The organism is Halomonas sp. BM-2019, assembly GCF_017584085.1.
The window spans coordinates 2,211,135-2,230,052 of sequence record NZ_CP071922.1; the positions used below are offsets into that span (position 1 = coordinate 2,211,135).

The following is an 18,918-nucleotide window of genomic DNA, read 5'->3' on the forward strand; positions in this document are numbered from 1 at the left end:
TGGGCCCAGCCGCCCAGCGTCTTGTAGCGGTTGACCATGGCGCAGAACAGCTCCGCGGTACGCTCGGTGTCGTAGCGGGCGGAGTGCGCCTCGCTGTTGTCGAACTCGATGCCGGCGGCGCGGCAGGCCCGGGCCAGCACCGTCTGGCCATACATCAGCCCGGCCAGCGACGCGGTGTCGAAGCTGGAGAAGGGGTGGAAGGGGTTGCGCTTGATGCCGCAGCGGGCCACGGCGGCATTCAGGAAGCCGTGATCGAAGGCGGCGTTGTGGCCCACCAGTACCGCCCGGGTGCAGCCGTGGGCCTTGATCGCCTTGCGCACCGGGCGGAAGATCTCGCCCAGCGCCTCGGCCTCGGAGAGCGCCACCTGCTGGCGCAGCGGGTCGTCGAGCTTGATGCCGGTGAAGTCGAGCGCCGACTGCTCGACATTGGCGCCCTCGAAGGGTCTGACGTGGAAGGCATAAGTGGATTCGGGCAGGAGGTTACCCTCGGCGTCCATGGTCAGGGTCACCGCGGCGATCTCCAGGATCGCGTCGCGCTCGGCGTTGAACCCGCCGGTTTCCAAGTCCACCACCACCGGCAGGAAGCTGCGGAATCGCTGTGCCAGCAGCTCGCGGGCGATCGCCTCACTCATGCACCCTCTCCTTGCGTCTCACGGTCTCGGTCGCCCCGTCCCACGGGTCTCGGGGACGAATCCGCGCAGTCTATCAGGTTGACCCACAGGCGTCCCGGGGCCGGTATTCGTCGTGCCGATGGCGCGCTATACTTCTCCCCCTGATGCCTACTCCCTACCCTTCATCGAGGAGCCCCCGAATGTCCGATGTCAAGAAGGTCGTGCTCGCCTACTCCGGTGGCCTGGACACCTCCGTTATCGTCAAGTGGTTGCAGGAGACCTACGACTGCGAGGTGGTGACCTTTACCGCCGACATCGGCCAGGGCGAGGAAGTCGAGCCGGCGCGCGCCAAGGCCCAGGCCCTCGGCGTCAAGGAGATCTACATCGAGGACCTGCGCGAGGAGTTCGTGCGCGACTACGTCTATCCGATGTTCCGCGCCAACACCATCTATGAGGGCGAGTACCTGCTCGGCACCTCCATCGCCCGCCCGCTGATCGCCAAGCGACTGATCGAGATCGCCAACCAGACCGGTGCCGATGCCATCTCCCACGGCGCCACCGGCAAGGGCAACGACCAGGTGCGCTTCGAGATGGGCGCCTATGCGCTCAAGCCCGGCGTCAAGGTGATCGCCCCCTGGCGCGAGTGGGACCTGACCTCCCGCGAGAAGCTGATGGCTTATTGCCAGCAGCATGATATCCCGGTGGACTTCTCCTCCAAGAAGAAGAAGTCACCCTACTCCATGGACGCCAACCTGCTGCACATCTCCTACGAGGGTGGCGTCCTGGAGGATCCCTGGGCCGAGGCCGAGGAGGACATGTGGCGCTGGAGCGTTTCCCCGGAGGCCGCCCCGGATACGCCCACCTATGTGGAGCTGACCTATGAGAAGGGCGACATCGTCGCTATCGACGGCACGCCGATGCGGCCCCACGAGGTGCTCGAGACCCTCAACAAGCTGGGCGGCGACAACGGTATCGGGCGCCTCGACATCGTCGAGAACCGCTACGTGGGCATGAAGTCCCGCGGCTGCTACGAGACACCCGGCGGTAGCATCATGCTCAAGGCGCACCGCGCCATCGAGTCCATCACCCTGGACCGCGAGGAGGCCCACCTCAAGGATGAGCTGATGCCCAAGTACGCCAAGGTGATCTACAACGGCTACTGGTGGAGCCCGGAGCGCCGCATGCTGCAGGCCGCCATCGATGAGACCCAGCAGAACGTCTCCGGGGTGGTACGCATGAAGCTCTACAAGGGCAACGCCATCGTGGTGGGCCGCCAGTCCGATCAGTCGCTGTTCGACGAGTCCATCGCCACCTTCGAGGACGATGCCGGTGCCTATGACCAGAAGGACGCCGAGGGCTTCATCAAGCTCAACGCCCTGCGCCTGCGCATCGCCGCCGGCAAGGGGCGCAAGCAGGACTGAGCGCCCCCTGGATATTGTTTCCTGCGACGCCGGCTGCTGCCGGCGTCGCTGTTTCTGGCAACGGCCAGAAGACGCCAAGGAGAACCACGATGCTGAAGAAACTGTTGTCCGGCCTGTTCGGTGGTGGCCAGAGGGCGCCCGGCAGCGCCTCGGCCGGCGAACCGGTGGAATACCAGGGCTACCAGATCGTCTCGGAGCCCGCCGAGCAGGGCGGCCAGTACCGGGTCAGCGGCTGGATCCGCAAGCCGGGGCCGGATGGTGAGTGGCAGGAGCACCGCTTCGAGCGCTCCGACATGGTCACGGGACGCGAGGCCTGTGATCAGCTGATGGTCAGCAAGGCGCAACGCTTCATCGACGAGGTGGGCGAGGGGATGTTCCGGACCCGCTGAACGGGCCGACTCTCCCGGCGGTCATCGCCGACTGTGTCGGCCGACCGCCTTCCCCTTTCGCCCAAGTGTGTCGCTCCGGGTGTGCCGTTACACTGTGGCGGTTTCCGCTGTCCGGAGTGCTCATGCGCCTGCTTCACCGTGCTTCGTCATGGCGGTCGCTGTTTGCCGAGGAGACCCTGCCTGTCCCGGCCCGGCTTCCGCCGCTGCTCGCGCCGCTGCGCGATGCCCTTGCCGAACTCGGACCCGAGCCCTCGTTGCCCGATGCGCATGCCTGGCAGCCCTGCCTGGTCGAGGCCCTGGAGCGGCTAGACCTGCCTGCCTGGCGCACCAGCCAGCTGATCAGCGATCACAACGCCTGGCTCTATCGGCGTGCCATACAGCTCTCACTGGGCGAGATGCAGGGGCTGGGCTGGGGAGCGCCGCCAGTGGCGTTCTGCGTGCTGGTAATGGGGTCAGGAGCTCGCCACGAGAGCCTGCTGGGGCCCGATCAGGACAACGCCATGATCCTGGCCGACTATCCGGATGCCCGCCATACCGAGATCGATGGTTACTTTCAGTCCTTGGGCGAGCGCTTCACCGAGCGGCTCGACCAGGCCGGCATCCCGCTGTGCAGCGGCCATGTGATGGCGCGCTGGCCCATGTGGCGCAAGCGACTCTCCGAGTGGGGCGAGCAGCTCGCCATCTGGACCGCCGAGCGGCGGCTGAAGCGGGTTCAGCAGGCCAATATCCTGCTCGACTTCTATCCGGTCCACGGCGAGAGTGCCCTGGCCGAGGCCCTGGCCGACCGGGTCGCGCGGTTGATGCCGCGAGCAGCGCTGTTCCTCGACGAGATGGCGGCGCTTCTCGATGAGCTGCCGGTGGCCCTGGACCGCTTCGGGCGGCTGTCGGGCTCGGTGGAGGGAGCGCCCCATGAGCGGGCGATCAGCCTCAAGCAGCAGGGGCTGCTGCCCCTGGTGGCGGCGGTCCGGCTGCTGTCGCTGCGCCATGGCGTGCGCGAAGTCGATACCCGTTCGCGGCTGGCGGCGCTGGTGGTGAAGGGGGCCCTGCCAGCCGAGGGGTGCCGGGCCCTGACGGCGGCGCTGGAGCGCCTGCAGGGGCTGCTGCTGGAGGAGCAGCGCCACGGGCTCAAGGCGGGGCGGCGCCCCGATGGCTGGGTGAACCTGTCGCGCCTCGGCGAGGACCAGCGGCTGCTGCTGCGCCATGACCTGCAGCAGATCCGCGCCCTGAAGCGTCGCGCCCGGCGAGGGTAGGGCCCCTCGCGCGTAGGAGCGCAGATTCTGCGCGATGGCGGAGTGCGACGGCGTTAGTGGGGGGGAATCGCGCGGGATCCGCGCTCCTACGGTGGCGCTGCTCAACCTCAATGTAACCCACGACGTAGCAGATCAATCCATCATGCTTGCAGAGCGCTTACTGCCTTGGCGCTCAGTGCTAGGTGCTCGGCGCTCGGCGCTCGGCGCCTACTCTTTCGGCGCCTCGGGCAGCTCCATGGTCAGGCAGGCACCGCCCAGAACGGGGGCATCCTCCACCCACAGCCGTCCGCCCAGATGCGCGACGATCCCCCGACTGATGGGCAGCCCCAGGCCACTGCCCCGGGGCCGACCTCGGCTCTTCTCAGGGCTCTCGCCGGGTCGCTGGATCTGGTGGAACTTCTCGAACACTCGCTCGCGTTCCTCCGGTGCGATGCCCGGACCGTTGTCCTCCACCGCCAGGCGGTAGTGGGTCTTGTGGCGCCAGAGGCGCAGCAGCACCTTCGGGTTGGCCTCGTCGGCGAACTTGCCGGCGTTGTCGAGCAGGTTGATGATCACCTGCTCGAGCCGGTCCGGGTCGCCCACCACCGGCGCCGCCTCGACGTCGATGGCCACCTCCAGCGACACCCCGCGACCTTCCTGCATATGGTGCACGGCATCCACGCTGTGGCGGGCCAGCTCCACCAGGTCCAGCCGCTGGGGGTTGAGGGTCAGCCGCCCGCTCTCCAGCCGCGCCAGGTCGAGGATCTCCTCGATCAGCCGCGAGAGGCGCTGGCTCTCCTTCACCACCACGTTGAGGAAGTGCACCCGCTTCTCCTCGGGGAGCTCCTGGCTGTCGCGCAGGATCTCGGCGAAGGCGCGGATCGAGGTGAGCGGGGTGCGCAGCTCGTGGCTGACCATGGCCACGAACTCGTCCTTGAGGCGGTCGAGCTCGCGCAGGCGCTCGTTGGCGGCGCGCAGCTCCTCGCTGGCGCGGGCCAGCTCCTCGGACTTCTGCTCCAGGCGGCGGTTGACCTCCAGGGTCTCGGAGGTGGTGTCGAGGATGCTCAGGATCGACTCCAGGTCCAGGGCCTCACCGCGCACCACCGAATTGATCAGCACCCGCGCCGAGGCGTTGCCCAGGGCCCCGGAGAGCGCCTGCTCGGCCCGGGCGATCAGCTCCGGCGGGGCGGGCTGGGCATCGCCGAGGTCGCCCTGGCCGGCGAAGACCCGGGCGCTGGCATTGCTGCCCAGGTAGCGGTCGAGCAGGGCGCGCAGCTCGCCGCGGGTGGTCTGGCCGTGCCACAGCGAGGTCTCCATCAGCCCCGGGTGCATCGCCTCGGTGAACAGCGCCGCCTGGGTCTGTTCCAGCGGGGTCTGGCGGGTAAACAGCGAGATGCCCACCAGCAGGCCGACGTTGGCGGTCAGGCTCCACAGCAGGGAGTGGGAGTAGATGTCCCAGCCGTCGAGACCGAACAGTGCATAGGGGCGCAGCCACTCGAGGCCGAAGGGGCCCAGCGTCAGGAAGGTGTCATTGAGCCAGCCGGACTGGGCGAAGCCCGGGATCAGCAGCGTCCAGGCCCAGATCAGGGTGCCAGCGATGAGCCCCAGGGCGGCGCCGCGGCGGGTGGCGCCGCGCCAGTACATGCCGATCAGCATGGCCGGCGCGAACTGGCAGGCGGCGGCGAAGGAGACGAGGCCGATGGTCACCAGGCTGTAGGAGTCGCCGATCAGGGCGTGATAGAGATAGCCCAGCAGCAAAATCAGCACGATGGCGACTCGCCGAATGCCCAGCAGCCAGCCGGCCAGTTCGCCATGGCTGCCCAGGTGCAGGTGCCGGGAGCGCAGCAGCAGCGGCATGATCAGCTGGTTGCTGACCATGGTGGAGAGCGCGATGGTCTCGACGATCACCATGCTGGTGGCCGCCGAGAGCCCGCCGATGAAGACCAGCAGCGGCAGCGCCTCGAGTCCGGCCGACAGCGGCAGGGTCAGCACGAAGCTGTCGGGGTCGCCGGCGGAGAGCAACAGGCCAGCCATGGCGATGGGGATCACGAACAGGTTGATGGCCAGCAGGTAGAGCGGGAAGAGCCAGCTGGCCCGCTTGAGGTGTCGCTCGTCGACGTTCTCCACCACCAGCACCTGGAACTGGCGGGGCAGGGTGATGAAGGCCAGGAAGGCCAGCACCAGCATGCCCATCCAGCCGCTGGCGCCGCCCGGTACGGCGTCCAGCCCGAGGGCGCCGACCAATTCGGGGCTGGCCGCCACCTGGGCGAAGAGGTCCCGTGGGCCGTGGAACAGCACGAAGACTACGAAGATCCCCACCGAGAGGAAGGCCAGCAGCTTGATCAGCGACTCGAAGGCGATGGCCGCCACCATGCCTTCGTGGCGCTCGCTGGCGTCCAGGTGGCGAGTGCCGAAGAGGATGATGAAGACCGCCAGCACCAGCGCCACCCAGAACGACTTGTCGACCCAGAAGGCCTCCTCGGCCAGGCTCAACTCCGGGGCCTGAGGGTAGTTGACCAGCACCGCATGGCTGACGGTGATCGCCTTGAGCTGCAGGGTGATGTAAGGGGTGATGCCGATCAGGGCGATCAGCGCCACCAGGGCGCCCAGGCTCGAGCTCTTGCCGTAGCGGGCACTGATGAAGTCGGCGATGGAGGTGATGCGCTGCACGCTGGCGATGCGCACCATCTTGCGGATCAGGAAGGGGGCCAGCAGCATGGCCAGCGTCGGCCCCAGGTAGATCAGCAGGAAGCTGGGGCCATACTGGGCCGCCCGCCCCACGCTGCCGTAGAAGGTCCAGGCGGTGCAGTATACGGCGATGGAGAGGGCATAGACGGTGGGCGAGCCGATCAGCGAGCGTCCCTGCTCGGCGCGGCGATCGCCCCAGGCGGCGATCACGAAGAGCAGCGCCAGGTAGCCGAAGGCGACGCTCAGCACCACCGCATCGGTTCTCATCGCCTCCCCCATGGTCACTCTCCCGAACGGTGTTCGAGCAGCCAGGCGGCCAGGGCGATCACCGCTCCCCAGGCCACGAATAGGTAGAACGGCAGCCAGGAGGGGCCATCGGCCGGCCGGTCGAAGACCAGCACCAGGGGCGGCGTGAAGAGCAGGGTGGCCAGCAGCACCAGGGCCACCAGCCGCTCGCCGAGGCGCGGGGTGTTCATGCCGGCACGGCTCCAGGCGTCAGCGCAAGGGTCATGAGGCGCAGGCGTCCTCCTTGTCCAGGGCGTTGGCCTGCAGGGAAAGCGCCTGCTCCAGGGTTACGATGCCGCGGGCCTCCAGGCGAGGCAGCAGGGCCAGCCACAGCTCCGCGGTCACCCTGGCATCGCCGAGGGCGGTGTGGCGGGTGCCTGGGGGGAAGCTCAGGCTGTAGCGCTCGGCCAGGCTGTCCAGGTCGTGGCCGTCGAGGCTTGAGTCCAGGGCCCGCGAGATCAGCAGGGTGTCCAGCACCGGCATGTCCAGGGTCACACCGGCGCCCGGCGGCTGCAGGGCCAGCAGGTCGAAGGCGGCGTTATGGGCCAGGATCACCGCATCGCCAACGTAGTCGCGGAAGCGCGGCAGCGCCACCGGCAGCGGCGGCGAGCCGGCCACGTCGGCATCGGTGATGCCATGGATGGCGGTGCTGGCAGGCGGGATCGGCCTGCCGGGATCGACGCGCATGTCAAATACCTCGCTGGCCAGCAGCCGGGCGTTGACCACGCGGCAGGCCCCGATGCTGATCACGGTGTCGCCGCGGCGCAGCTCCAGGCCAGTGGTCTCGGTGTCGAAGGCCACCACCTCGAGGGCGCGCAGCGGGCGCGCCGCCAGCTCGGCATCCGGAGGCGGCAGATCGGCGATGCCGAAGTCGTGGAACTCGGGGCGCGGCGGGGTGGCGGGCCGCGGGGCGCCGACTCGTTCGGTGGCGGGCAGCGGAAGCCGCAGGCGGGCCCGCTTGCCGTCGGTATCGGCCAGGCTCCAGGCGTCACTGGTGTGCTGACGCAGCACATCGGCCACCCGCGGCGAGAGCGGCAGGTCATCGAGTCGGCACTGCTGCCACTCGGCCAGCGCCCGCTCGCCCAGCGGCGTGCCCTTCCACACCAGATCCAGGTAGACGCGACGGTTGCCCAGGCACACCTCACCCTCGAATTCCTGGTCACCGACGTGGGCCCGCAGCGCCTCGAGCATCGAGCGGAGCAGCACCAGCAGCGCCGTGGCATCGCCCTTGAGCCAGGCCGGCATGCCCACCGGGATCACGCGGGTGCCGTTCTCCTGGCGTTCGTTGAGGGCCTGCCAGAGGTCGTTGGACCACAGCGGGACCAGCCGTTCGCCCTCCTGCTGCATGCGCTCCACCAGCGCCCCCAGCTGTTCGATGTCCTGGCCGAGCAGCTGGCTCTCCTCGTCGATCACCGCCTCGAGCCGCTGGCGCATTTCGCCGGACGCGCCGCGCAGCGAGGTCAGGGCATCGGCGGCGCTGGTCAGGCTGGCGCTGTGTCGGCGCAGGCGGGGCAGGCTGTCGAGCAGTTCGGCACGGGCGCCCATTTCGCTGGTCCAGGCGGCGGTGGTGTCGCTGAGGGTGAGCAGCGTCTCGCCCTGGCTGCCGGGGACCCGGCGCAGCACCGCCCGCAGCCAGCGCTCGTCGCAAGGCACCAGCACCTCCCGGGGGGCGCCATCGGCGGGCAGCTGACTCAGGGCGTCCCGCAGGCTGGTGGTTGGCAGCAGGGTCTCCAGGCGCTTGCCTAGCCCGAGACCCGGGTGGCCGTCGAAGAGAGTCTCGGCGGCCTGGTTGAACAGCAGCACGCGACGGTGCTGATCGCACAGCAGCAGCGGGGTATTCAGCACCTGCAACAGGGTCTCCAGCTCCTGGCGGATGCGCGCGGCACTGCGCGCGCCCTCGGCATGGGCGGTGGCCAGCCGCCCGCGGTCGGAGCGCCAGGCCTCGCGTACCCGCACCAGATCCGGGCCCAGGCCACGCAGCCAGCCCTCCGGGGGATAGTCGTCGCGGGCATCGGGGTTGGCCACCAGGCGGGCCAGCTGCACCTGCAGGTGGCGTAGCGGAGTGAAGAGCTGCCGCTCCAGCAGCAGGCCGACCAGGAAGATGGTGCCGCCACCTGAGAAGCAACCCAGCCACAGCGCCAGGCGGGCCAGGCCATCCGGTTGGAAGAGGGTGTCGAGCCACAGGGCGAAGGTGGCCCCACCAAAGATGCTGACGCCGCTGAGCAGCAGCCACAGGCCGATCAGGCGCTGGCGACGCGGCAGTCCGGACAGGCGTCTTGCCATCAGGAGACCTCGGCAAGCAGCGTCTTGACCTTCTCCACCAGGGCCTGGGTGGAGAAGGGCTTGGTGATGTAGTCGTCGGCTCCCAGCGCCATCCCCTTCTCGCGTTCCACCTCGCGGCCATGAGCGGTGAGCATGATGATCGGCAGGCGGGCGTGGGCGGGATCGCCGCGCAGGCGCTCCAGCACATCGAAACCGCTGATGCCCGGCAGGCTGATGTCCAGCAGGACCAGATCCGGGGCGCCTTCGGCGACGCGCTCGAGCGCAGTCTCGCCGTCCTCGGCGGTCACCACCTCGAAACCGGCCTGCTGCATCAGGAACTCCAGCGACAGGACGATGTTGGGTTCATCGTCTACCACCAGAACCTTGGCCATGGCGTTCTCCATTATTCATTGTCGTCGTTGTTTTTTTGAGGCTCGTCAGGGATCAGTCTAGTGGCCGGGCGTGGGGCAGCAAAGGCGACCTTGGCAGGAGATCGGCGGCGGTCGGCGTTCCTGGGGGCGGGAGGGAAATCGGCAGGCGGCCGTGTGCCCGCGGCCTGGCGCGGTCGCACCTGGCGCCGGCGAGCCGTCGACGACGGGACGATCGGGAGAGCGGGTTGCCCGCGGCGCCAGGAGTTTCGCGAGGCCGGCCCCAACCGGCACGCCGAGGCGTGCCCCTTGGCCCGCCTCGGCGAGCGGGGCCCGACCGGTGACCGAGCCTCAGCGCCCCGACCCGTCCTGGCCGGTGGCCCGAGAGGCGGGGCCGAACGGACCCAGCCACAGCCAGACCTGCAGGACTACCAGCAGCGGCAGCAACCAGAGCGGGGCGCCGGTGGTCATGACCAGCAGGCGGTAGATGATGAAGCCGATCACCCCCGCCAGCAGGCCGACCATCGGGAACAGCAGCGCGCGCTGATAGCCGGGGCGGCGGGAAAGGCGATAGAGGGTGCCGACGAAGGCCCCGAAGGCGGCGGTCATGGCCAAGGGAAGCAGCAGGTCCTGCATGTCGATCTCGCGGTGAACGGCAACAAAGAGGGTTGGCTGCCAGACTAGTGACAGGCCGGGGGTGATGGCTCTACGACTTTAGCCGTGCATTGTGCGATTGTGGGCGCTTTGTCATGGACTTTGTCCAAGTCTAAGGTTTGACCATTGCTCCAGCTGGCTGTTCTGCAGCCAGCCGCGCATCCCCCGACAATTCCACGTTCCAGCCTAAGGAGAACCCCATGAGTGCCATCGTCCTCTTGGTCCTGGGTCTTGCCGCGATGGCGGCCGGGTATTTTGTGTACTCGAAGTTCATCGCCGAGAAGATCTATCGCCTGGACCCCGACTTCAAGACGCCCGCCCACGAGTACGAGGACGGCGTCGATTTCGTGCCCACCAATCGCTTCGTGCTGTGGGGGCATCACTTCACCTCGGTGGCCGGGGCCGCCCCCATCGTCGGTCCCGCCATTGCGGTGATCTGGGGCTGGCTGCCCGCCTTCCTCTGGGTGGTGCTGGGCACCATCTTCTTCGCCGGCGTGCACGACTTCGGCGCCATCTGGGCCAGCGTGCGCAACAAGGCCAAGTCGGTGGGGGCGCTGACCGGCGACGTGGTGGGCAAGCGCGCCCGCAGCATCTTCATGATCGTCATCTTCCTGGTGCTGCTGATGGTCAACGCGGTGTTCGCGGTGGTGATCGCCGGCCTGATGATGAACTTCTCCAGCGCCGTGGTGCCGGTGTGGGGCGCCATCCTGGTGGCCCTGATCATCGGCCAGCTGATCTATCGGCGCATGCTCAGCCTGCCGATGGTTTCCATCATCGGCGTGGTGGCGCTCTATGCGCTGATCGCCATCGGCCCCTCGGTGCCGATCCAGATGCCCGCCGAGGTGGGGGGGCTGTCCGGCAACGCGGTGTGGATCCTGCTCCTCTTCGGCTATGCGGCCATCGCCTCGCTGCTGCCGGTCTGGGTGCTGCTCCAGCCTCGTGACTACATCAACGGCCTGCAGCTGTTCATCGGCCTGATCGTGCTCTACGGCGCCATCCTGTTCCTCAATCCGACCATGGTGGCGCCGATGATCAATCCCGACGTGCCGGCCGGCACGCCCTCGATGCTGCCGCTGCTGTTCGTGACCATCGCCTGCGGCGCCATCTCCGGCTTCCACGGCCTGGTCTCCTCGGGCACCACCTCCAAGCAACTGGACCGCGAGCCGGATGCCCGCTTCGTCGGCTACTTCGGCGCCGTGGGGGAGGGCATGCTGGCGCTGGCCGCCATCCTGGCCGCCACCGCCGGCTTCGCCACCTTCGCCGACTGGCAGGCCATGTACACCGCCTTCGGTGCCGGGGGCGTGACCGCCTTCGTCGAGGGTGGGGCCTTCATCATCCACAACGGCCTAGGCATGCCCGAAGCCACCGCGGCGACCCTGCTCACGGTGATGGCGGCGCTGTTCGCCGGGACCACCATGGATACCGGCCTGCGCCTGCAGCGCTATATCTTCCAGGAGTGGGGCGAGATCTATCATCAGCAGTGGATGAAGAAGAACGCGCCGGCCACCCTGCTGGCGGTGGGCAGCTGCCTGCTGCTGGCCTTCGGTGCCGGCGGGCCCGACGGCACCGGCGGCATGATCATCTGGCCGCTGTTCGGTACCACCAACCAGCTGCTGGCCGGCCTGACCCTGCTGGTGGTCACGGTGATGCTGGTGCGCCTGCGGCGGCCCATGTGGTACACCCTGGCGCCGCTCTGCTTCCTGCTGGTGATGACCATCGGCGCGCTGCTGATCCAGCTGCGCAGCTTCTTCGAGCAGGGCAACTACTTCCTGCTGGTGGTCGATATCGTGGTGCTGATCGCCGCCATCATGGTGGCCATGGAGTGCGCCTCGGCGCTCAAGCGCTCCCGTGCCGAGATGGCCGAGCAGAAGGAGTGAACCCGGGGAGGCAAGATGACCGACGACGATCATGGCAAGGGTCATGATCCGCGTCTCGAACGGATTCGGGCCTGGCTGAGCCAGGCCCGTTTCTTCGCGGAGGAGGTCTACTCCGCCCGCTACCGGGGCGCCATCGCCCGCGCCCGCCGAGACGAGGACGACCTCTTCATGCTGCTGGTGTTCTCCGAGATGATGGGGGTGCCCAACCCGGCGGCCTACTACACTCTGGAGCTGCAGCCGCTGCTGCTGGAGCGCTTCCACGACTGGCACCGGCGCATGGGCATGGAGCACTCGCCGCTGGATCATTTCAAGTGCTGCTAGCGCCTAGCGCCTAGCGCCTAGCGCCGGATCAGCCGCGGAAACCAGCTAGTTTGGAAAGAACATGAGAGAGTTACTGGAAAAACGCCTGCTGTGGGTGGGCGGCAAGGGCGGGGTCGGCAAGACCACCGTGGCCGCGGCTCTGGCGGTGCTGGCGGCGCGGCGCGGGCGGCGGGTGCTGGTGGTCTCCACCGATCCCGCCCACAGCCTCGGCGACGTCTTCGACCGTACGCTTGGCGACACGCCGCGCCGGCTGCTGCCGGGCCTGGATGCCATGGAGATCGACCCTGACGCCGAGGTGGAGGCGCACCTGGCGCGGGTCACCGAACAGATGCGCCGCTACGCCGCCCCTGAGATGATGAAGGAGCTCGAGCGGCAGATGCGCCTGACCCGCCAGTCGCCGGGCACCCAGGAGGCGGCGCTGCTGGAGCGGCTGTCGCGGATGATTACCGACGACCAGACTCCCTGGGACCTGATCATCTTCGACACCGCCCCCACCGGCCACACCCTGCGCCTGCTGACCCTGCCCGAGGCGATGGCGGCCTGGACCGACGGCCTGCTGGCCCATAACCGCAAGTCCGAGGAGCTGGGCAAGGTCCTCTCGCACCTGACGCCCAAGCGGGGCCGCGATGTCGCCACCCCCTTCGACGACCCCCAGGAGGACCCGCTCGCCGACCTGGACGAGAAGACCCGCGACGTGGCGAAGACGCTGATCGAGCGACGCCGGCTCTTCCATCGCGCCCGGCGACGCATCGAGAACGCCGAGGAGACGGGCTTCCTCTTCGTGCTGACCCCGGAGCGGCTGCCGATCCTCGAGACCGCCCGGGCGGTGGCCACCCTGGAGGAAGCCCGAGTGCCGGTGGCCGGCACCCTGGTCAACCGGGTGATTCCCCCGGAGGCGGATGGTGACTTCCTCAACGCACGGCGCGAGCAGGAGGCCACCTACCTGGCGCGTATCGACGCGGAACTGGGCCACCTGCCGCGCCCGCGGCTCCCCTGGCTGCCCACCGACGTGCAGGGCATCGAGATCCTGGAACAGCTGGCCGATCGCCTGGAGGGCGAGGGCTTCTAGGCTAGCCGTCGGCGAGGCGTCGATGGCGCTCCAGCAGGCGTGCGCGGACCCCGAGCACCCCGCGACCCAGCCATTCGTGCAGCGCCCGGGTGCTCTGGTGCAGGTGATAGGCGCGGGGTATCCATCCGTGCAGCCCCGGCGGCGGGGCGCTGGCGAACTCCGTCGGCGCCGGTGTGACGGCCAGGCCGGCACGTTCGAACTCCGCCGTGGCCCGGGGCAGGTGCCACGCCTGAGAGACCAGGGCCACGCTCTCGATGCTGGCATCTTGCAGCATGGCGGCGCTGAAGCGGGCGTTCTCGGTGGTGTTGCGGCTCTCGCCCTCCAGCCAGCGCACCGGCACCTGGAACACCTCGCGCAGCGCCGCGGCCATCAGGCTGGCCTCGGCGCTGTGCTCGTCGTGGCCCCGCCCGCCGCTGACCAGGATGGGGAGCCCGCTGGCACGATGCAGGTAGGCGCCATAGGCGAGCCGTCGCCAGGTGGCGTTGGTGGGGGCGTCGCCCCAGCCGAACTCCGGCGCGGTAAAGTCCCGCCCGCCCCCCAGGATGACGATGGCCTGGGCGCCGCCCAGCGCCCCCGGGCCGGGCAGCGGTGCGGGTTCAAGCCCGGTGCGCAGGGCGTGGCTCGCCCAGGCCGTGGCCAGCAGCAGCAGGCTGGCCACGCCCAGCGTGACCAGCAGGCCGCCCAGGAGGCGCCGGACGCCCAGGGCCAGCCCCGCCACCACCAGCAGGGCGTTGAGCAGGGGCGGCAGGGCCAGGTACTTGAGCACTTCCATCAACGGGGCGCCGCCTGGCCGGCGTCGAGCAGGTCCAGGCGCCGGGTGGGCCAGTGGACCACGGCGGTGCGCCGGTGCATCCGCTCGGCCAGCCGCGGATGCCGCGCCGCGATCACCCGGCTGGCGAAGTCCGCCAGGAAGCGCGACTTGAGCTCGGCCCGGGCGCGATCGACCCCCACCGCCTGGTAGGGGCTGGAGGCGAGCAGCATGAAGCCATCCGCGGGGATGCGCCCGGCGGCCATGTTGGCGTCGATGATGTCCGCCGCGGTGCCGATGGGTTCGGCCAGGTCCGGGCCATAGGGGCCGATGATCAGTGCCGTATTGGGCAGGTGCAGGAAGTCGAAGCCGCGCCCGACGCAGATCACCCACTCGCGGTGCTCGATGTCGAGCTCCCGGGAGACGCCGCGCAGGCTCGCGACATGGGCCAGGTTGCCGGTGAGCAGCGGCAGCAGGTCGCGGCGGATATCGGCGGGCATGTCCGGGCAGAGCGCCACCACTCGCGTCTCCAGGGAGGCCGCGTCGGTCGCGCCGAGGGACCCGATATCCAGTGTCTCTTCCCCCTCGCCGTGCAGGATCAGGGCATCGGTGTCGGTCTCGAAGCCGCACACCAGCGGATAGACCTGCTGGTGGTCGCCGCCGAAGAGCCGCTCGGCCTGGGTGCGGATCTGGCGGGCGTGGGCCAGGGCGGCATCGGCGTCGCAGCCGAATCCGGCGCAACCTCGGCGGCGTTCGCCGCGGGAGAAGTGGTAGGTGATCATCAGCAGGGCGCCATGGCCCGCCTCGATGCCCGCGGCCACCGTCTCGGTGACCAGCTCCCCCAGGTAGGGCCAGCCCAGGTCGAAGATGCCGCCCAGGTTGCGGAAGGGCGTGATGATGCCCAGCGGCGTCCGGGTGGCGTGGGGAATGTGGATACGGCCATCCATGCACTTCATCACCAGCAGGCGGGTCGGGTGACGGGCCAGGTAGCGCTGCCGGGCCAGGGTGGCCGAGGGGCTGCCGTAGGTGGCGGCATGCTGGCGAGAGAGGGCCAGCAGCGCCTCGAGACGCTCGGCGATTGGGCGGTCGTGGAGTGGGCTGGGCATGGGGCTCCGGCAAGAGGCTCTTGTCATTGTCGCCCCATCCTCGCCCAGCCCGGCGTGGCTGCCAACCCGCCGTTCGGTGCATACTCGCCAGGCCAGGCGCGAGGCGAGCCACTGGCCCTCGGCGACGGGTCGCGCTACAGCTCGGTCTTCTCCTTGAATTCGCAAAGATCCTCGATGACGCAGCTGCCGCAGCGCGGCTTGCGCGCCACGCAGGTGTAGCGGCCGTGGAGGATCAGCCAGTGGTGGGCGTCCTGGCGAAACTCCCTGGGCACATGGCGCACCAGCTTCTTCTCCACCTCGACCACGTCCTTGCCCTTGGCGATGCCGGTGCGGTTGGAAACGCGGAAGATGTGGGTGTCCACGGCGATGGTGGGCTGGCCGAAGGCGGTGTTGAGGATCACATTGGCGGTCTTGCGCCCTACGCCGGGCAGCGCCTCCAGGGCGGCACGGGTCCGGGGGACCTCGCCGCCGTGCTTGTCGACCAGCAGGTGGCAGGTCTTCATCAGGTTCTCGGCCTTGGTGTTGTAGAGGCCGATGGTCTTGATGTGCGCCTTGAGCCCCTCGAGGCCCAGGTCGAGGATCGCCTGGGGGCTGTTGGCGACGGGGAAGAGCCGGGCGGTGGCCTTGTTGACGCCGACGTCGGTGGCCTGGGCGGAGAGCAGCACCGCGGCGAGCAGCTCGAAGGGGGTCGTCCAGTTGAGCTCGGTGGTGGGCTCGGGGTTGTGTTCGCGCAGCCGCGCGAAGATCTCGAAGCGTTTCTGGGCGTTCATGTTTTTCCGTTTATTGAGCTGCTCCCGGCGCCCCTCAGGGCTATCGCAGATGGCAGCAGCGCTCAAGGCTTTTCCGGCGACAGGCCCTCGAGGGGGCGCTACGAGTACTTCCTTGTAGGCTACCTCGGCCATCCCTGGTCCTCGGACCCCCTCTCCGACCTGTCCCCGGCGCCTTTCGCTATCACCCTGTCGGTAACTGCGATAGCCCTGCGGCGCCCCTGTCTTGGCGGTAGATCAGCTGGCCCTGATTCGGCTTGGCTAGGTTGGCTGACTCTTTTCCAGCGCGCTTCTGGCCTCGGTGAGCAGCCGCTCGGCCTCGGGCAGCTGGGCGCGGGCGGTGGCCTCGGCATCGGCGTCGCCGCGGCGCCGAGCGCTCTCCAGCTGCTGCTGCACGCGCTTCACGGCCTGCTCGGCGGCCTTGAGGGCCAGCTGACGCTGGCGTTTGACCGCCGGGCCGCCCGTGGCAGTGGCGCCGCCGCCGGCCCGGCGCTGCTGCATCAGCCGCTTCTGGCGCTCCAGCCGCTTGTCGCGGGTCTCCCGGGCCAGGCGCGCCTGGCGGGCGCGGTGGCGGGCGCGCCCGAGCGTCGCGCGCCGCGCCAGGTAGGCCTCGCGTTCGGCTGCGCTCTCGGCGGCCTGCCAGGCGGGGTGGGACACCAGGTCGATGCAGTCCACCGGGCAGGGGGCCACGCAGAGCTCGCAGCCGGTGCACTCGTCAGTGATCACCGTATGCATGCGCTTGGCCGCGCCGAGAATGGCGTCCACCGGGCAGGCCTGGAGGCACTTGGTGCAGCCGATGCACTCGTCCTCGCGGATCACCGCGGCCAGCGGCGGCTGGGCGGGCTCCACCAGGGGCTGCACCGGCTGGCCGGTGAGGTCGGCCAGCCGCGCGAGCGTCGCCTCGCCGCCCGGCGGGCAGCGGTTGATCGGCTCGCCCGCGGCGATCGCCTCGGCGTAGGGGAGGCAGCCATCGAAGCCGCACTTGCCGCACTGAGTCTGGGGCAGCAGGGCGTCGATGGCCTCGATCAGCGCAGCGTCGCGGCGCACGGCAGCCTCAGGTCACCCGCTGGCCGGGCTCGGCGCCGGCGTCCGGCGAGAGCAGGTAGATGCCGTCCTCGTTGGCCGAGGCCAGCACCATGCCCTCGGAGATGCCGAAGCGCATCTTGCGCGGCGCCAGGTTGGCCACCATCACGGTGAGCCGTCCTTCCAGGGCCTCGGGCGCATAGGCGCTGCGGATGCCGGAGAACACCGTGCGGGTCTCGCCGCCCAGGTCCAGGGTCAGCTTGAGCAGCTTGTCGGCGCCCTCGACGTACTCGGCCTTGGCGATCCGGGCGATGCGCAGGTCGACCTTGTTGAAGTCGTCGAAGGCGATCTCGGGCGCGAGGGGCGTCTCGGCCAGGGGCCCCTTGGGGGTCTCCTTCAACTTCTGTTCTTCCACCAGATCCTCCTTGGACGCCGTCATCATGGCGTCGATCTTCTCCCGCTCCACGCGGGTCATCAACGGCTTGAACTTGGCGATCTCGTGATCCAGCAGCACCCCATGGCGGCTGTGCCAGTCGAGGCGGTCGAGCTTGAGGAACTCTCGGGCGCCTTCGGCCATGGCCGGTACCACCGGTGCCAGGTAGACCATCAGCTGGCGGAACAGGTTGAGGCCCACCGAGCAGATCTCGAGGACCTCCTGCTCGCGGCCCGCCTGCTTGGCCAGCACCCAGGGTTCGGCGTCGGCGATATAGGTGTTGGCCTCGTCGGCGAGCTCCATCACCTTGCGCATGGCGCGGCCGAACTCGCGGGCCTCGAACAGCTCGGCGATCTCGTCGCCGGCACTGATGAAGCGGGCCACCATCTCCGGCTCGGCGCAGTGGGCCGACAGCCGGCCGTCGCCGAGCTTCTTGACGAAGCCGGCGCAGCGGCTGGCGATATTGACCACCTTGCCGACCAGGTCGCTGTTGACCCGGGCAGCGAAGTCCTCGAGGTTGAGGTCCAGGTCATCGACCCGGGAGGTGAGCTTGGCGGCGAAGTAGTAGCGCAGGTACTCGGGATTGAGGAACTCCGCGTAGGTGGCGGCCTTGATGAAGGTGCCGCGGGACTTGGACATCTTGGCGCCGTTCACCGTCACGAAGCCGTGGCAGTTGACCGCCGTGGGGGTGCGGAAGTCGGCGCCGTGGAGCATGGCCGGCCAGAACAGGGCGTGGAAGTAGACGATGTCCTTGCCGATGAAGTGGTAGACCTCGGCCTCGCTGTCCTTGTGCCAGTAGGCATCGAAATCGAGGCCGGTGCGGTCGCAGAGGTTCTTGAAGCTGGCCAGGTAGCCGATCGGCGCGTCCAGCCACACATAGAAGTACTTGCCCGGGGCGTCGGGGATCTCGAAGCCGAAGTAGGGGGCGTCCCGGGAGATGTCCCACTCGTTGAAGCCGGCCTCGAACCACTCCATCAGCTTGTTGCGGATCTGCGGCTGGACGTGGTCGTCGTTGATCCACCGGTGCATGAAGTCGGCGAAGTCGGGCAGCTTGAAGAAGTAGTGGGTGGAGCTGCGCACCTCGGGAGTGGCCCCGGAGATGGCTGACACCGGGTCGATCAGCTCGGCCGGCGTATAGGTGGCGCCGCAGGCCTCGCAGTTGTCGCCGTACTGGTCGTTGGCACCGCACTTGGGGCAGCTGCCCTTGATGAAGCGGTCGGCCAGGAACAGCCCCTTCACCGGGTCATACATCTGCTCGATGTCGCGGGTGGCGATATGGCCCTTGTCGCGCAGGCGGGTGTAGATCAGCTCGCTGAAGACGCGGTTCTCGTCGGAATGGGTCGAGTGGTAGTTGTCGAAGGCCACCCCGAAGGTGGCGAAATCTGCCTGGTGCTCCCGGCTGACCCGATCGATCAGCGCCTCGGAGGTGATGCCCTCTTGCTCGGCGCGCAGCATGATGGCCGTGCCGTGGGCGTCGTCGGCGCAGACATAGAGGCACTCGTGGCCGCGGCTCTTCTGGAAGCGCACCCAGATGTCGGTCTGGATGTACTCCAGCAGGTGGCCCAGGTGGATGGCGCCGTTGGCATAGGGCAGGGCGCTGGTAACCAGGATCTGGCGCTTGGCGGTCGTCGACATATCGGCTTCAGGATTCCGTGAAAATCAGGCCG

General features: G+C 68.8%; 17 protein-coding genes. 6 read left to right on the top strand and 11 right to left on the bottom strand.

Features of this window, described 5'->3' with window-relative positions:
• Positions 1-632 (bottom strand): ribonuclease T (rnt, locus tag J5F18_RS11000; RefSeq protein WP_346298685.1); only part of this gene is annotated, 632 nt, incomplete at its 3' end.
• Positions 633-811: 179 nt separating this feature from the next.
• Here rnt and J5F18_RS11005 point away from each other — a divergent pair.
• The 3 genes from J5F18_RS11005 (at position 812) to J5F18_RS11015 (ending at position 3,671) form a co-directional block, all read left to right on the top strand.
• Positions 812-2,032 carry an argininosuccinate synthase gene (locus J5F18_RS11005; protein WP_346298686.1) on the top strand — a complete coding sequence of 407 codons (1,221 nt, stop codon included), beginning with the start codon at positions 812-814 and terminating at the stop codon, positions 2,030-2,032.
• Positions 2,033-2,121: 89 nt separating this feature from the next.
• Positions 2,122-2,421 (top strand): HlyU family transcriptional regulator, encoded by a 300-nt coding sequence (locus J5F18_RS11010; protein WP_346298687.1) that lies wholly within the window; start codon positions 2,122-2,124, stop codon positions 2,419-2,421.
• A gap of 122 nt (positions 2,422-2,543) precedes the next feature.
• On the top strand, positions 2,544-3,671 hold the full coding sequence (locus J5F18_RS11015; protein WP_346298688.1) for a DUF294 nucleotidyltransferase-like domain-containing protein: 1,128 nt from the start codon (positions 2,544-2,546) through the stop codon (positions 3,669-3,671).
• A 207-nt stretch (positions 3,672-3,878) separates the two neighbouring features.
• Here J5F18_RS11015 and J5F18_RS11020 read toward each other — a convergent pair whose 3' ends face one another.
• The 5 genes from J5F18_RS11020 to J5F18_RS11040 all read right to left on the bottom strand — a co-directional run bounded on the left by J5F18_RS11020 (position 3,879) and on the right by J5F18_RS11040 (position 9,889).
• The gene (locus tag J5F18_RS11020; protein WP_346302216.1) at positions 3,879-6,605 is read right to left on the bottom strand and encodes a sensor histidine kinase; all 2,727 of its coding nucleotides are present in this window, start codon (positions 6,603-6,605) and stop codon (positions 3,879-3,881) included.
• A 14-nt stretch (positions 6,606-6,619) separates the two neighbouring features.
• Entirely contained in the window at positions 6,620-6,814 is a 195-nt protein-coding gene (locus tag J5F18_RS11025) for a hypothetical protein (RefSeq protein WP_346298689.1), read from the bottom strand.
• 31 nt (positions 6,815-6,845) lie between these two features.
• Positions 6,846-8,906: an exonuclease domain-containing protein gene (locus tag J5F18_RS11030; RefSeq protein WP_346298690.1), complete on the bottom strand. Its 2,061-nt coding sequence runs from the start codon at positions 8,904-8,906 to the stop codon at positions 6,846-6,848.
• On the bottom strand, positions 8,906-9,277 hold the full coding sequence (locus J5F18_RS11035; RefSeq protein ID WP_346298691.1) for a response regulator: 372 nt from the start codon (positions 9,275-9,277) through the stop codon (positions 8,906-8,908). Before J5F18_RS11035 ends, J5F18_RS11030 begins: the two co-directional genes overlap by 1 nt.
• A gap of 327 nt (positions 9,278-9,604) precedes the next feature.
• Entirely contained in the window at positions 9,605-9,889 is a 285-nt protein-coding gene (locus J5F18_RS11040) for a hypothetical protein (RefSeq protein WP_346298692.1), read from the bottom strand.
• Positions 9,890-10,107: 218 nt separating this feature from the next.
• On the opposite strand from J5F18_RS11040, the gene J5F18_RS11045 reads away from it, so the two are divergent.
• From J5F18_RS11045 to J5F18_RS11055, 3 genes are all read left to right on the top strand, one after another.
• Entirely contained in the window at positions 10,108-11,784 is a 1,677-nt protein-coding gene (locus tag J5F18_RS11045; RefSeq protein ID WP_346298693.1) for a carbon starvation protein A, read from the top strand.
• Positions 11,785-11,799: 15 nt separating this feature from the next.
• Complete coding sequence (locus J5F18_RS11050; protein ID WP_346298694.1) at positions 11,800-12,105, top strand: cory-CC-star protein; 306 nt, start codon at positions 11,800-11,802, stop codon at positions 12,103-12,105.
• A gap of 61 nt (positions 12,106-12,166) precedes the next feature.
• Positions 12,167-13,174, top strand: coding sequence for an ArsA family ATPase (locus tag J5F18_RS11055; protein WP_346298695.1), 1,008 nt, complete (start codon positions 12,167-12,169; stop codon positions 13,172-13,174).
• A gap of 1 nt (position 13,175) precedes the next feature.
• Here the strand turns inward: J5F18_RS11055 and J5F18_RS11060 are convergent, their stop codons facing one another.
• The 5 genes from J5F18_RS11060 to metG all read right to left on the bottom strand — a co-directional run bounded on the left by J5F18_RS11060 (position 13,176) and on the right by metG (position 18,886).
• Positions 13,176-13,946, bottom strand: a complete 771-nt coding sequence (locus J5F18_RS11060; protein WP_346298696.1) for a YdcF family protein — start codon at positions 13,944-13,946, stop codon at positions 13,176-13,178.
• Positions 13,946-15,028, bottom strand: a complete 1,083-nt coding sequence (locus tag J5F18_RS11065) for a hypothetical protein (protein WP_346298697.1) — start codon at positions 15,026-15,028, stop codon at positions 13,946-13,948. The genes J5F18_RS11060 and J5F18_RS11065 overlap by 1 nt, the downstream gene beginning before the upstream one ends.
• A 134-nt stretch (positions 15,029-15,162) precedes the next feature.
• Positions 15,163-15,798, bottom strand: coding sequence for an endonuclease III (gene nth, locus J5F18_RS11070; RefSeq protein WP_346298698.1), 636 nt, complete (start codon positions 15,796-15,798; stop codon positions 15,163-15,165).
• Positions 15,799-16,056: 258 nt separating this feature from the next.
• Entirely contained in the window at positions 16,057-16,842 is a 786-nt protein-coding gene (locus tag J5F18_RS11075) for an RnfABCDGE type electron transport complex subunit B (protein WP_346298699.1), read from the bottom strand.
• A gap of 7 nt (positions 16,843-16,849) precedes the next feature.
• Entirely contained in the window at positions 16,850-18,886 is a 2,037-nt protein-coding gene (gene metG, locus J5F18_RS11080) for a methionine--tRNA ligase (protein ID WP_346298700.1), read from the bottom strand.
• Positions 18,887-18,918: the final 32 nt, after the last annotated feature.

Excerpts from the sequence above, each read along its gene's own strand:
- J5F18_RS11060 (WP_346298696.1), bottom strand. The coding sequence starts at position 13,946 with ATGGAAGTGCTCAAGTACCTGGCCCTGCCGCCCCTGCTCAACGCCCTG.
- J5F18_RS11050 (WP_346298694.1), top strand. The coding sequence starts at position 11,800 with ATGACCGACGACGATCATGGCAAGGGTCATGATCCGCGTCTCGAACGG.
- J5F18_RS11010 (WP_346298687.1), top strand. The coding sequence starts at position 2,122 with ATGCTGAAGAAACTGTTGTCCGGCCTGTTCGGTGGTGGCCAGAGGGCG.
- J5F18_RS11005 (WP_346298686.1), top strand. The coding sequence starts at position 812 with ATGTCCGATGTCAAGAAGGTCGTGCTCGCCTACTCCGGTGGCCTGGAC.
- J5F18_RS11035 (WP_346298691.1), bottom strand. The coding sequence starts at position 9,277 with ATGGCCAAGGTTCTGGTGGTAGACGATGAACCCAACATCGTCCTGTCG.
- J5F18_RS11020 (WP_346302216.1), bottom strand. The coding sequence starts at position 6,605 with ATGAGAACCGATGCGGTGGTGCTGAGCGTCGCCTTCGGCTACCTGGCG.
- J5F18_RS11030 (WP_346298690.1), bottom strand. The coding sequence starts at position 8,906 with ATGGCAAGACGCCTGTCCGGACTGCCGCGTCGCCAGCGCCTGATCGGC.
- nth (WP_346298698.1), bottom strand. The coding sequence starts at position 15,798 with ATGAACGCCCAGAAACGCTTCGAGATCTTCGCGCGGCTGCGCGAACAC.
- metG (WP_346298700.1), bottom strand. The coding sequence starts at position 18,886 with ATGTCGACGACCGCCAAGCGCCAGATCCTGGTTACCAGCGCCCTGCCC.
- J5F18_RS11015 (WP_346298688.1), top strand. The coding sequence starts at position 2,544 with ATGCGCCTGCTTCACCGTGCTTCGTCATGGCGGTCGCTGTTTGCCGAG.
- J5F18_RS11025 (WP_346298689.1), bottom strand. The coding sequence starts at position 6,814 with ATGAACACCCCGCGCCTCGGCGAGCGGCTGGTGGCCCTGGTGCTGCTG.
- J5F18_RS11040 (WP_346298692.1), bottom strand. The coding sequence starts at position 9,889 with ATGCAGGACCTGCTGCTTCCCTTGGCCATGACCGCCGCCTTCGGGGCC.
- J5F18_RS11045 (WP_346298693.1), top strand. The coding sequence starts at position 10,108 with ATGAGTGCCATCGTCCTCTTGGTCCTGGGTCTTGCCGCGATGGCGGCC.
- J5F18_RS11065 (WP_346298697.1), bottom strand. The coding sequence starts at position 15,028 with ATGCCCAGCCCACTCCACGACCGCCCAATCGCCGAGCGTCTCGAGGCG.
- J5F18_RS11055 (WP_346298695.1), top strand. The coding sequence starts at position 12,167 with ATGAGAGAGTTACTGGAAAAACGCCTGCTGTGGGTGGGCGGCAAGGGC.